The following is a 12849-nucleotide window of genomic DNA, read 5'->3' on the forward strand; positions in this document are numbered from 1 at the left end:
CGAAAATTTGCAAGATGAGCCAGTAGTGAATATGTAAGGCGCCGTAAAACAGCCTTTTTCAGGCTGGTCATAGAGCGGCACGTCCCTTTGTAAAACGCACGAACAGTCAGGCCCGATGTACAATTATCTCGATTTTGAAAAACCCGTCGCCGACCTTGAAGGCCAGATTCTCGAGCTGAAGAAGCTCGCGCAGGAACAGGGCAGCGTCGAGATGAGCGACGAGATTCGTCGCCTCGAGAAGCGTTCGGCGGATGCGCTGAAGGACATCTATCGCAAGCTGACCCCGTGGCAGAAGGCGCAGATCGCCCGCCATCCGGACCGCCCGCACTGCCTGGAATATATCGACCGGCTGTTCACCGAATTCACGCCGCTTGCCGGCGACCGCAAGTTCGCCAATGACGAAGCCCTCCAGGCCGGTTTCGGCCGCTTCAACGGTCAGCCCGTCGCCATCATCGGGCAGGAAAAGGGTTCCGACACCAAGACCCGTCTCAAGCACAATTTCGGCTCGGCCCGCCCGGAAGGCTACCGCAAGGCCGTCCGCATCATGGAAATGGCCGACCGCTTCCAGTTGCCGCTCATCACCTTCGTGGATACTGCGGGCGCCTATCCCGGCGTCAGCGCCGAGGAACGCGGCCAGGCGGAAGCCATCGCCCGCTCGACGGCGGAGTGCCTCAAGCTGCGCGTTCCGGTCATCTCGATCATCATCGGCGAAGGCGGCTCCGGCGGCGCGATTGCAATCGCCGTCGCAAACCGTGTCTACATGCTCGAGCATTCGATCTATTCGGTGATTTCGCCCGAAGGTGCAGCCTCGATCCTCTGGCATGATTCGACCCGCGCCAAGGATGCCGCTTCCAACATGCGCATCACCGCGCAGGACCTGTTCGACCTCAAGGTCATCGACGGCATCATTCCCGAACCGATGGGCGGCGCGCATCGCGGCAAGGAAGCCGTGATCGACGCCACCGGCGACATCATCACCGCATCGCTGCGTTCGATGAAGGATATCGACGGCGAAACGCTGAAGCAGGAGCGCCGCCAGAAGTTCCTCGAAATCGGCCGCAATATCTGATTTACGCCGGGAATTGGCGCGCATCCCGCAAACTCGGCGCGGTTTTCGGGACAGGATGCGCGGTTCAAGACAAAGTGAAAAACCGTACGGGAGGCCAGGCGCCTCCCGCATTTGCATCAAGCTGCAAATTCGGCCATATTGCCGACGCGCCGGGTTTTAGCTATCTGGGCAAGGATTTATAAACGATACCGTAAGGTTTCATTTATAGGATCGGACCTTCAGGAAATCGACTTTTGCTCATAAAGTCTCTGGCGTAGCTCTAACAGACTTGATGCGACATGAAGATCAGAACCGCAATTCTAGGCTCCTTACTGGCAACCACGCTTCTTGCGGGCTGTCAGGGTTCGTCCGTATCCGACCTTAGTCTGCGGGCCGAAAAGCCGCTTCCCGAAAAGGTCGTTGCCAAGATGAAGGCGAAGGGCATGACCCGCACCTCGCCGATCATGGTGCGCATCTTCAAGGAAGAAGGCGTGCTCGAAGTCTGGAAGCAGAAGAACAACGGCAAATACGACCAGATCGCTTCCTACGAAATCTGCAAATGGTCGGGCAAGCTCGGCCCGAAATATATCGAGGGCGACCGTCAGGCGCCGGAAGGTTTCTACACCGTCCGTCCCGCCCAGATGAACCCCAACTCGAACTATTACCTGGCTTTCAACATCGGCTTTCCCAACGCCTATGACCGCGCCAATGGCCGCACCGGCCAGCACCTGATGGTGCACGGCGCATGTTCCTCGTCGGGCTGCTATTCGATGACCGACGAGCAGGTCGCCGAGATCTACGCCTTCGGTCGCGACGCCTTCAAGGGCGGCCAGCGCGACTTCCAAATCCAGGCGTTTCCGTTCCGCATGACCGCCGCCAACATGGCGCGCTACAAGAGCGATCCGAATTATTCGTTCTGGAAGATGCTGAAGCAGGGCTATGACGCCTTCGAGACCACCAAGGTTCCGCCGAAGGTCGACGTCTGCGAGAAGCGCTACGTCTTCAACGTATCGACGCCGGACGGCCAGCCCCTTTCGCCGACCGATGCCTGCCCGCCCTCGGTTGGCGGCGAGGCCATGTCCTATGCATCTTATGAAAAGACCTACCAGTCCGCTTTCAGCGCTGCGCAGAAGGCACCGGCACCGTCCATTCAGGGCATTGCCGAAGCCAAGCTCGTCTCCGCATGGTCTGCGGCCCGCGCGCGCGGCGAAAAGGTAACGCGCGAACCGCCGTCGCTTACGCCTGCTTCGGCTGAAAAGGCCGGTGCGCCCGACATTCGCCCGGCAACGCCGTCCGTGCAGCCGACAGCCATTGCTGCAACGCCGCAACCGGTCGCCGTTCCGGCACAGCCCGCGACGCAGACCGCAGCCGTGCCCGCACCGCAGCCGAACCCGGCAGCAGCGCAGGCTGCTGCCCCACAGGTTTCACCGCAAGTCTCACCCCAGATCTCGTCAATGACGACCGCCAGCACGGTGGCGCAGAATGTCGAACAGGCGGCACCTGTCGCAGCCGCCGAACCGAAGAAGCCGTGGTGGAAGATCATCGGGAATTGATCGCCTTGCAGGAGGAGATTCCTGTCTACGATCTGAGGGGGCTTAAATGCCCCCTTCCAGTTTTGAAGACCCGCAATCGTCTGGAAAAAATGCCGAGCGGAGCGCTTCTCTGGGTGGAAGCGACCGATCCGCTGTCAGGCATAGATGTGCCGCATTTCTGCACGCAGGAAGGCCACGCCCTCATCACGCAGGAGCGGGAAGGCCCGCTGCACCGCTTTCTCATTCGCAGGAAGTGAGTATCAGTTCCGGGGCGAAAAGCCCGGAATGGCCAGCGGATTTTCGGTCAGCGCGGCCCGGTCCGGCCGGTCGAGGCCCGGACGTCCGAGAAACGCATCGAAAAGCTCACGCACATAGGTTTCCGGCAGATCCTTCACGATCATCACCAGAAGCGTCTCCTGCTTGTCCTGCGGCCACTGCGGCAGGCGTGCAGGCGGATGGAAAATCTTCTGCACCCCGTGGATGACCACCGGACGATCCGGGTCTTCGGCAATCTGCACGATGCCCTTCACCCGCAAAAGCTTTTCCCCATGCGTCGACCGCAGAAGATCGAGGAACATGTCGAAGGTCGAGAGCGGGATCGGCGCATCGTGACGCAGTGAGAAGGACCGGATCGCATCGTCGTGGTGATGATGATGCGTGTGCTTATGATGGTGGTGGCCATGATGGTGCCCGTGATGGTGATCATGGTGATGATGGTCGTGATCGCAATCCGGCCCGCAAACATGATCATGGTCATGATGCGCACCCTCGTAGGCTTCCGCCTTGAGCCAGCGCTGCACATCGGCCGATTTCGTTTCCGGATTATAGAGGCCGCATTCGAAAAGCGCCGCATAGCCTGTGCGCTGTTCACCGGCTTCCAGAATGTCCGCGCCGGGATTGAGCGCACGAAGACGCGCGGTCAACGCCGCAAGTCCTGCCTGCGCTTCCGGCAGATCGGTCTTGGTGAGCACGATGCGGTCGGCCATCGCCGCCTGCTTGACGGCTTCCTCATGATTGTCGAGCGTCGCCATGCCGTTGACGGCATCCACCGTCGCCACAACCCCGTCCAGCCTGAAAGCCTGCATGAGCACCGGATGCCCCATGATCGAATGCAGCACCGGCGCCGGATCGGCAAGGCCGGTGGTTTCGATGATGACGCGCTTCAGCGCCTTGATGCGCCCGGTCTGGAGCCGGTCGATCAGGTCGGCCAGCGTATCCACCAGTTCGCCGCGTACCGTGCAGCACAGGCACCCGTCGGCAAGCTCGATCACGCCTTCGCTGGCCTGCTCGACCAGCAGATGATCGATGCTGACCTCGCCGAACTCGTTGATGATGACTGCCGTGTCGCTGAGCGCCGGATCCTTCAGGAGCCGGTTGAGGAGCGTCGTCTTGCCTGAACCGAGAAAGCCGGTCAGCACGGAAACTGGAATGGGATTTGGCATATCAGTTGATCGCGGTGGTCGTGGCGCCCGCCGAACGCTGCGGACGCGGCATCGGCACCGGAACCTGCGAAATATCGAGCTGGCTCGGCCGGGTGATCGGCCCCGGTTCGGACACCAGGCCCACGCGAACCGGAACCGGATCGCGATCCATCGCATGGATATAGGGCGAATTGATTTTCAACTTGCCTTCGACATCGCGGCCATCCCAGCGATCGGCCATCGCTTCCTGGCTGCAGATCGCCTTGCGCATATCGGTGGCCTGATTGAGATTGCCGCCCCCCGTCGGGCGCAGCGTCGCCAGCGTCGCGCCGCCGCCGGCACTGGCGCGGAAAGCATCGGTCATCAGCTGCGCGGCCTGAACCGCGCGCGCTTCCTGCCGGTCGGCGCCCAGAACGATTGCCAGCACGGTGCGGCCATTGCGCGTGGCCGAGCTTGCAAGATTGAAGCCGGAGGCGCAGACGAAGCCGGTCTTCATGCCATCCGCACCGTCATAACGGCCAAGCAGGATGTTGTAATTGGCCTGCACTTTCTTGCCTGCGCCCGGATCGATCGCCTCGGTCGCGAAATAATGCGCATATTGCGGAAATTCACGGCGAAGCTGTACGGCCAGAACCGCCAGATCGCGTGCCGTCGTGTAATTCTGGGGATCGTGCAGCCCGTTCGGATTGGCGAAATGCGAGCCGACCATGCCGATGCGCTGCGCTTCCGCATTCATGCGCTGCACGAAGGCGGATTCGGTGCCGCCCACGGCTTCGGCAACCGCGACCGCAACGTCATTGGCCGACTTCACCAGCATGATCTTCAGCGCCGAATCGAGCGTCATGACCGATCCCGGCTTGTAGCCCATCTTGCTCGGCGGCTCCTTGGCGGCATTGACCGTCATGCGCACCGGCGACTCGAGCGTCATCTGCCCCGACTGAAGCGCACGGAATGCCACATAGGCCGTCATCATCTTGGTCAGGGATGCGGGATACCAGCGCTGGAAGGCATCCTGCTGTGCATAGACCTTGCCGGTTGCCACATCCACTGCAATCGAGGGATTAGCCGCAGCAGACGCCAGTGCGACAGCGGAAAGGCCCGCAGCTGCAAACCAGATTTTCAGTGATTTCGACATCATTCCGTAGTTCCAATCGAAACGGCTTGCGACTTCTGCGGATTCGAATTGCGCCATAATGGGAGATTAACGATTTCTTTATCTATGCCATGTGGCGATGAAAAGGCAAACAGGGATTGCCCGCTTTCACCGAAACGTCATATCCTTGCAGGATCAAATCATGTCCATTCCGGCCAAATCCGGGGAGTCATCCAAAAATGCCAGTGCTGAATCGTGCCGTTGAATCGCAAGCGGAAATTGCCGCATGGCGGCGAAAACTGCACCAGAATCCCGAACTTCTCTATGACGTGCACGAAACCGCAAAATTTGTCGCCGAAAAGCTCACCTCCTTCGGTTGCGATCATGTGGAAACCGGCGTCGGCCGCACCGGCGTGGTCGGCATCATAAAGGGACGGCACGGCGACGGCCCCGCCATCGGCCTGCGCGCCGACATGGATGCGCTGCCCATAACTGAAACGAGCGGCGTGGAATGGGCCTCGCAAAATCCGGGCAAGGCGCATTCCTGCGGCCATGACGGACACACCTCCATGCTGCTCGGCGCGGCGCAATATCTGGCGGAGACCCGCAATTTCCGCGGCTCGGTGGCCCTTCTGTTCCAGCCTGCCGAAGAAGGCGGCGCCGGTGGCCTCGCTATGGTCGAGGACGGCGTGATGGACCGTTTCAGCATTTCGGAAGTCTATGGCGTCCACAACATGCCGGGCCTGCCGGTCGGACAATTCGCGATGCGAAAAGGCCCGATCATGGCGGCGACCGATGAATTCGATCTCTTCATCAGCGGGCGCGGCGGCCATGCGGCACAGCCGCACCGCACCATCGACCCGATCCTGGCCGGTTCGCAGCTCATGATCGCCTTGCAGGGCATCGTGTCGCGCAATACCGATCCGCTCGATTCGCTCGTGATCTCGGTGACGAAGTTCATCGCAGGCGAGGCTTACAATGTGATCCCGGAAAAGGCGACGCTTTCCGGCACGGTGCGCACGCTCAAGAAGGAAACCCGCGCCTTTGCCGAACGCCGCATCCGCGAAGCCGCCGCCGGTATCGCAGCAGCCACTGGCGCTGAAATCACCGTGCGCTACAAGAACAATTATCCGGTCACCTTCAACCACGATGCGCAGACGGAGTTTGCCGCCCGCGTCGCAGGCTCGGTTGCAGGCGAAGGCAAGGTGGACGAGAATGTCGAGCCGATGATGGCGGCGGAAGATTTTTCCTACATGCTGGAAGCGCGCCCCGGCGCCTATATCTTCCTCGGCAATGGCGACACGCCCGGCCTTCACCACCCGGCCTATGACTTCAACGACGACGCCATTCCCTATGGCGTCAGCTATTTCGCATCATTGGTGGAAACGGCGCTTGCCGCCTGAAACGGAATAAATCCGCCTTCCCCGCTTTTTGCGGGGTTGGCGACCGACTTGAAAAACAGTATGTGTCTGAAAGCGTTCACGATGCCGGAATCAACGGCACAATGCGCATCGGTTGGTCCCGTAGCTCAGTAGGATAGAGCGACAGATTCCTAATCTGTAGGTCACAGGTTCGATTCCTGTCGGGATCACCACCGAAATCAAGCGTTAATTTTGTGCAATGTTGCAAGTGAATGGTGAGCGCTTTCATAGGTTCGCACTGGATCATGCTACATCGACGCAACAAGGTTTGACGTTTCAGCCTTGTTCTGCAAGTTCTCTGAGAAGAACAAGGGGGAAGGATGGGAAATGATCTGCCGTACTACATTCGAATCGTTGCGGCTCTCGGTCCGCTTTTGATAGGTCTTTACGTAGCTTATGTTGCGTGGCGACAATGGCGCACAGCTCGAGACAAAATAATATTAGATATTTTTGATAAACGGTTTGCTGTCTTTATGGATGTCCGGCGCTTAGCTAGCATTTACCTCCAAATGACTGAGATACCAGAAAACGAAGCTTCTCTTCCAAACGAGATCGTTGCCAAAGGCCGTTTTCTATTTGGAGAAGATGTAAACATTATTCTCAACGAGATTTATCAACTTAGCTACCAAGCACAGCATGACTATAACGCTAGGAGAAAAATAACTGAGAAGCTAAACGAATTTGTTGAGGTCGCCGAAGCCTACATGCTTATCGACGCGAAAAGAAATCGATCATGGGCTGAATGGTTCAATGAAATAGTATCAGCGACGCTTAAGCTCCGATGCAGAAAACGCCAATAATGGCAGCATCATAAAGGGCACCCCTTTTACTCAAGACCCAGTACAAGGTTAGTCAGACTGATCAGATCCTAAATCGCTCTCCGTACATCCGCCAGCTTCATATCTATTGGTTCGCCGGTATGGTGGTTTTTCCTCTTCGTCTGAGCGCAAAATGCGCCCGTTGCAGACTGGAACCAAAACCGCGCTATCCCTCATACGGCCAGTTGGCCTGCGAGAAGACGCCGCCATCGACCCAGATGGTCTGGCCGGTGACGAACCGTGCCGCGTCGGAGGCAAAAAACAGGACAGGGCCGGAAATGTCCTCCGGCGTTCCCACCCTGCGCAGCGGCGTGATGCGGGCCCAGGTGCCCGCATAGTCGGGCTGCTCTTCGGCCGTCCGCTCATTGAGGATCGCACCCGGCGCAACGCAATTCACCCGGATGCCGTGCGGCCCGAGCTCCACCGCCGAAGCCTTGGTGAACTGCTCTATCCCGCCCTTCGATGCCGTGTAGGAAACGAGCCTGGGAAAAGCGAGCTTGTTGCAGCCGGAGCCGATATTGACGATGGCGCCGTCCTTGTCCGCCTCCACCATGCGCCTGGCAGCGGCCTGCGTATTGAGGAAACAGCCTTTCAGATTGGTGCGGATGACATCGTCCCACCCCTCTTCGGAAAGTTCCAGCAAGGGCGCCCAGGTCTGGATGCCCGCATTGTTGACCAGCACGTCCGGCGCATCGCCGAACCAGTCGCAAACCTCGTCGAAAAAGCTTTCGACCTCGACGCGCCGTCCGACATCGCAGCCGAGCCCCAGCGCCTGACCGCCAGCCTCCTCAATGGCTTCCACGAGCGATTGCGCAGCTTCGTCGTCGTGCCTGTAGCTGAACGCCACCGTGTAGCCCGCTTCCGCAAAGGCGGAGACAAGATGCCTCCCGATGCCGGTGCTGCCTCCCGTCACGACTGCGAATTCACCCATGGCCAACTCCCTCCCGGATATATTTCCCGCACCGAATTTAATCGGTTTTCGGCAGTGGTAAACCGGCAAAAAACAAAATAGCCTTCGTGCAAATGCGAGGTGAGAAAATGAATCCCGATATCAAGGAAACCAATGGCGCGTGCCACTGCGGCACCGTGCGTTTTCGCGTCAGATTATCCAACGGCCTGCATTCCGCGCGGCGCTGCACCTGCTCCTATTGCCGGATGCGCGGGGCCGTCGCCGTTTCGGCCGATCTGGACGGGCTGGAAATTCTCGAAGGCGAGGATGCGCTGACGCTCTATCAGTTCAATACCCGCGTGGCGAAACACTATTTCTGCTCGAAATGCGGCATCTACACCTTCCACCAGCGCCGCTCCAATCCGCGCCAGTACGGCGTGAACGCGGCCTGTCTGGAAGGCGTGTCGCCATTCGATTTCGCGGCCGTCGCGGTGAGTGATGGCGTCAACCACCCATCCGACAACCCGAACCGGAAAGGCTCGGGCGTGGTGGGCTATCTGCGCTTCGAGCCGGTCGAAAACGATTAGAGCATTTCCAGCAAAATTGTGAAACGTCCACGCGAGGAAATCAGTTCACTGGACGTTCCGCAACGCGGGCACCGCCTGCGGCGAAAAACAGTCAAAAACCCGGAGCGGGATGGCGATTCCGCTTTAGGATGTTTCGGTCTAGCGTCCGATCACTCTGCGTGCGTTGCGCTCCCAGGAAAAGACGACCGGCGGCAGCGGGTCGAGGCCGCGAATAATGTCCGCGCACTTTTCGCCGATCATGATGGTCGGCGCATTGGTGTTGCAGGAAGGAACGCGCGGCATGATCGAGCTGTCGCACACCCGCAAGCCCTGGAGACCGCGCACTTTCAGATCGAGATCGACAACCGCCATCGCGTCGGTTCCCATCTTGCAGGTGCCGACCGGATGGTGATCGGTCTTGGCATTGGCGCAGGCATAATCGAACAGGTCATCATCGGTGACCACTTTCGGCCCCGGCAGGCGCTCGGCCATGACATAGGGTTTCAGTGCGTCCTGCTGCATGATTTCGCGGGCGATCTTCAGGCCCTCCAGCGACATTTTGCGATCATGCGGGTCGCTCCAGTAATTGGGATCGATCAGCGGCGCCGCAGCCGGATCGCTGGAAGCAAGCCGCACCGTTCCGCGCGAGCGCGGATGCAGATAGGCGGAATTGAGCGTCACGCCGGCATTCTTGAGCTTTTCGACGCCGGCTTCGATGCCCGAACCAAGCCCCAGATGAAACTGTATATCCGGTGAGCGCGCATCCGGGTCCGCATACCAGAAGCCGCCGGTTTCAAACAGGCTCGACGCCACCGGGCCGGAGCGCAGCAATATATATTGCAGGCCCGCGCCAAGCGTGCGGTGCAGTTTCGCCACGCCGTCATAGGTATGATCGCCGGTGCATTCGGCAATGACAAACAGGTCGAGGTGATCCTGCATGTTTTCGCCCACGCCGGGCAGATCGTGCTTCACGCCAACGCCCACCTTTTTCAGATGATCGGCAGGGCCGATGCCCGATTGCAGCAGGAGTTTCGGCGAGCCGATCGCGCCGGACGCAACGATCACCTCACGGCCTGCCCGCAGGGTCTCGCCGCTCATCAGCGTGACGCCGGTGACCAGTGTCTTTTCCAGCTCGATGTTGGCTACCTGCGCATTCATGCGCACGGTAAGATTTTTGCGATCCCTGATCGGCGCGAGATAGGCAAGCGAGGCCGAAGAGCGGCGGCGGTCACGTTGTGTGAGTTGATAAAAACCGACGCCCGCCTGCTCGCGCCCGTTGAAATCCGGATTATAGGGAATCCCAAGTTCCTGCCCCGCACGGATATAGGCATCGCAGATCGGCAGCGGTGCGGAAGGCATCGAAACGCCAAGCGGCCCGCCATAGGAATGATAATCGTCGTTGAAACGCTGATTGTCTTCGGCGCGTTTGAAATAGGGCAGCACATGGCGATAGTCCCAGCCGGTGCAGCCATCCTCGCCCGCCCACAGATCATAATCGGCGGCATTGCCGCGCGTATAGATCTGCGCATTGATCGAGGAGCCGCCGCCGATGACTTTCGCCTGCGTATAGCGCAGCACGCGGTTTTTCAGGTGCTTCTGCGGAACGGTTTCAAAACCCCAGCTGGCCACGCCCTTAGTCATTTTGGCAAAACCGGCAGGCATGTGAAACAGCGGATTCCAGTCGCTTCCGCCCGCTTCCAGCAGCAGCACTTTTACGGACGCATCTTCGCTCAAGCGATTGGCGAGAACGCAACCAGCAGGCCCGCCACCCACGATGATATAATCGTATTCCATCGCCCTACCTCTACAGTTTTGCAATCGACAGGCCGCCATCGGCATTGATTGCCGAACCCGTCGCAAAGATGAAATCGCCACCGGCAAGCCCGGCAACAATCGCGCCGACATCGCCCGCCTCGCCCCAGCGCTTCATCGGCACTAACCCACCTTCAATCAGCCCGTCATAACGCTCTGCGACCTTTGCCGTCATATCCGTGCGGATAATGCCGGGCCGCACCTCGAACACGCCGATCCGCGCTTCGGCAAGCCGCAGCGCCAGCCCCTGCACGAAGGCGGTCAGCCCCGCCTTGCTGATGCAGTAATCAAGCCGTTCCGGCGACGTCATCACGGACGAAACGGAGCTGATGGTTATGATGCTGCGCGGAAACTGCACCTCATTTGCCGCCAGCATGGCTTTCACGACTGCCTGCGTGAAAAACACCGTGCCCCGCAGGTTCACATCCATGATCGTGTCAAAATTTTCAGGCTTCAGCCTCAGAAAATCGCCGCGCTCGACCGAACCCATGCCCGCATTGTTGACCAGACAATCAATGCCGCCAAATTCCTTCATCACCGCGGCAACCGTCGCCTCATGTTTTCCAACAGCTGCAAGATCGCTTTCAAGAAAGACCACCTTTCCGCCCAGCGCCCGCAATTCATGAATGACGGCATCGTCACGCTCGCGGTCGGTGATCGCCAGATCGAAACCCTTGGCGGCGAGCGTGCGGGCGATGCCAAGCCCGATCCCGCGCCGCCCGCCAGTCACCAGTGCCACAGGTCTTTGACGGCTCATGCCAGTACCCCCGCTTGAATGTGATCAGCGACGCGCAAGGCCTGCGCGGCAATGGTCAGCGCCGGATTGACCGCCGCCGATGTCGGCAGAAACGACGCATCGACCACATGGAGATTGGGGTGGTCGTAGGCGCGGCACCAGGGATCAAGCGGCGCTGTCGCCGGATCATTGCCGATGCGCACCGTGCCGCATTGATGCGACGGCGTGCGCCGGTCAAACGCCCGCGACAGCACCACCGGGAAACCCGCCTGCCTGAGAGCTGATTTGAGCTTATCAACCAGCATCAGATGCGCCTTCCAGTTGGTGCGCACCCAATGCAGGACGATGCGGTCGCCATCCACGCTCACGCGGCTTTCCGGCGAGGGCAGGTCTTCGCTCATCGCGTAGAAATCGATCGTGTGTCCGGCAATGCGGTGCAAAAGCCATTCCGGCACACGGGGCATGTTGGATTTCAGGATCGCGCCCGATACACGGCCCAGCAATTGTACATTGCCGAGCGGTGGCCCGCCTGCCCCATCCGACAGATAGTAATCGTTGAAGCCGAATGTCTTCTGATAGACGCTGTCATTGCGATAGCGTGGGTCGAAAGCGATCACCGCGCTGGAATTATGGTTCATGAAATTGCGGCCAACCTGATCGGAACTGTTCGCCAGCCCCGAACGCAGCAGGATTGCCGCCGACTGCACCGCACCCGCTGAAAGAATGACCAGCTTCGGCCGCAGAACCAACACTTCGCCATTCTTCACATAATGCACGGCAGTGATCGCCTTGCCGTCCGGGCCCAGCTTCCAGCCGCGTCACCCGCGCCGAGGTTTCCAGCCGGACATTGCGATATTGGAGCGCCTGCGCAAGCGGGCAGCTTTCCGCATCCATCTTGCCATCATCGCAATTGGGATGCGCATCCCACGGCGTTTTTGCCTTGGCAAGCCAACGATCAATATCGACGCCAAGCGGCAGTGATGCCGGATGCAGGCCCGCCTTCTTCAGCCGCGCCCGCACATCGGCAATCGGGCGTTCATCGCGGACAGCCGGATAAGGATAAACCTTTGAGTGATGCGGCTCAGTCGGGTCGTCGCCCAGTTCACCGCGCACCTGGAACAGTTCTTCCGCCTTGCAATACCATGGTTCCAGCACGTCATAGGCAAAGGGCCACGCCGGGGACACGCCCTCCAGATGCGCAAGCTCCTCAAAATCCTCACGCCGATAGCGGATCAGCACCGCGCCGAAGAATTTGGAATTGCCGCCGACATTGTAATAATTGCCGGGGTTGAACGGCGCGCCATTGGTCTCATACCAGAACTCTTGCGGACGAAAGAAACCGCGCTGGAAAATGGCGCGTGGATCGCGGTTTTCCGGCCTGTCCGGCAAGCGCTCCCCCGCTTCCAGAATGAGAATGTCGGCACCTGACGCAGCAAGTCCCGCGGCCATGGTTGCGCCGCCGATACCCGATCCGATGATGACTATATCCGGCTGTCCTCCCAAAGCCGTCACT

General features: G+C 59.6%; 11 protein-coding genes, 1 tRNA gene and 1 pseudogene. 7 read left to right on the forward strand and 6 right to left on the reverse strand.

The features are described from left to right. The first annotated feature begins 115 nt into the window (after positions 1-115). From OINT_RS11650 to OINT_RS11660, 3 genes are all read left to right on the forward strand, one after another. Positions 116-1069: an acetyl-CoA carboxylase carboxyltransferase subunit alpha gene (locus OINT_RS11650; protein WP_006468015.1), complete on the forward strand. Its 954-nt coding sequence runs from the start codon at positions 116-118 to the stop codon at positions 1067-1069. A 278-nt stretch (positions 1070-1347) separates the two neighbouring features. Next, positions 1348-2601 carry a L,D-transpeptidase family protein gene (locus OINT_RS11655; protein WP_006468016.1) on the forward strand — a complete coding sequence of 418 codons (1254 nt, stop codon included), beginning with the start codon at positions 1348-1350 and terminating at the stop codon, positions 2599-2601. Continuing rightward, positions 2580-2837: a sulfurtransferase TusA family protein gene (locus OINT_RS11660; RefSeq protein ID WP_006470981.1), complete on the forward strand. Its 258-nt coding sequence runs from the start codon at positions 2580-2582 to the stop codon at positions 2835-2837. The genes OINT_RS11655 and OINT_RS11660 overlap by 22 nt, the downstream gene beginning before the upstream one ends. A 3-nt stretch (positions 2838-2840) precedes the next feature. Here the strand turns inward: OINT_RS11660 and OINT_RS11665 are convergent, their stop codons facing one another. Further along, positions 2841-4022, reverse strand: a complete 1182-nt coding sequence (locus tag OINT_RS11665; protein ID WP_006468018.1) for a CobW family GTP-binding protein — start codon at positions 4020-4022, stop codon at positions 2841-2843. A 1-nt stretch (position 4023) separates the two neighbouring features. Continuing rightward, complete coding sequence (locus tag OINT_RS11670) at positions 4024-5139, reverse strand: D-alanyl-D-alanine carboxypeptidase family protein (protein WP_006470982.1); 1116 nt, start codon at positions 5137-5139, stop codon at positions 4024-4026. 194 nt (positions 5140-5333) lie between these two features. Here OINT_RS11670 and OINT_RS11675 point away from each other — a divergent pair, with 194 nt between their 5' ends. From OINT_RS11675 to OINT_RS11685, 3 genes are all read left to right on the forward strand, one after another. Next, the gene (locus OINT_RS11675) at positions 5334-6497 is read left to right on the forward strand and encodes a M20 aminoacylase family protein (RefSeq protein WP_006470983.1); all 1164 of its coding nucleotides are present in this window, start codon (positions 5334-5336) and stop codon (positions 6495-6497) included. 114 nt (positions 6498-6611) lie between these two features. Continuing rightward, positions 6612-6688: transfer RNA gene (locus tag OINT_RS11680), tRNA-Arg, on the forward strand. 147 nt (positions 6689-6835) lie between these two features. Further along, positions 6836-7315 carry a hypothetical protein gene (locus OINT_RS11685; protein ID WP_006470984.1) on the forward strand — a complete coding sequence of 160 codons (480 nt, stop codon included), beginning with the start codon at positions 6836-6838 and terminating at the stop codon, positions 7313-7315. A gap of 184 nt (positions 7316-7499) precedes the next feature. Here the strand turns inward: OINT_RS11685 and OINT_RS11690 are convergent, their stop codons facing one another. Further along, complete coding sequence (locus OINT_RS11690; protein ID WP_006470985.1) at positions 7500-8264, reverse strand: SDR family NAD(P)-dependent oxidoreductase; 765 nt, start codon at positions 8262-8264, stop codon at positions 7500-7502. Positions 8265-8371: 107 nt separating this feature from the next. Between OINT_RS11690 and OINT_RS11695 the strand changes: the two genes are divergently transcribed. Then, positions 8372-8809, forward strand: a complete 438-nt coding sequence (locus OINT_RS11695) for a GFA family protein (RefSeq protein ID WP_006470986.1) — start codon at positions 8372-8374, stop codon at positions 8807-8809. A 138-nt stretch (positions 8810-8947) separates the two neighbouring features. Here the strand turns inward: OINT_RS11695 and OINT_RS11700 are convergent, their stop codons facing one another. The 3 genes and pseudogenes from OINT_RS11700 to OINT_RS11710 all read right to left on the reverse strand — a co-directional run bounded on the left by OINT_RS11700 (position 8948) and on the right by OINT_RS11710 (position 12839). Continuing rightward, complete coding sequence (locus OINT_RS11700; RefSeq protein ID WP_006470987.1) at positions 8948-10582, reverse strand: GMC family oxidoreductase; 1635 nt, start codon at positions 10580-10582, stop codon at positions 8948-8950. Between the two features lie 10 nt (positions 10583-10592). Beyond that, complete coding sequence (locus OINT_RS11705) at positions 10593-11357, reverse strand: 3-ketoacyl-ACP reductase (RefSeq protein ID WP_006468025.1); 765 nt, start codon at positions 11355-11357, stop codon at positions 10593-10595. After that, a pseudogene (locus tag OINT_RS11710) lies at positions 11354-12839 on the reverse strand (GMC oxidoreductase). The gene OINT_RS11705 and the pseudogene OINT_RS11710 overlap by 4 nt, the downstream one beginning before the upstream one ends. Between the last annotated feature and the right edge of the window lie 10 nt (positions 12840-12849).

The organism is Brucella intermedia LMG 3301 (assembly GCF_000182645.1).
Lineage (GTDB): Bacteria > Pseudomonadota > Alphaproteobacteria > Rhizobiales > Rhizobiaceae > Brucella > Brucella intermedia.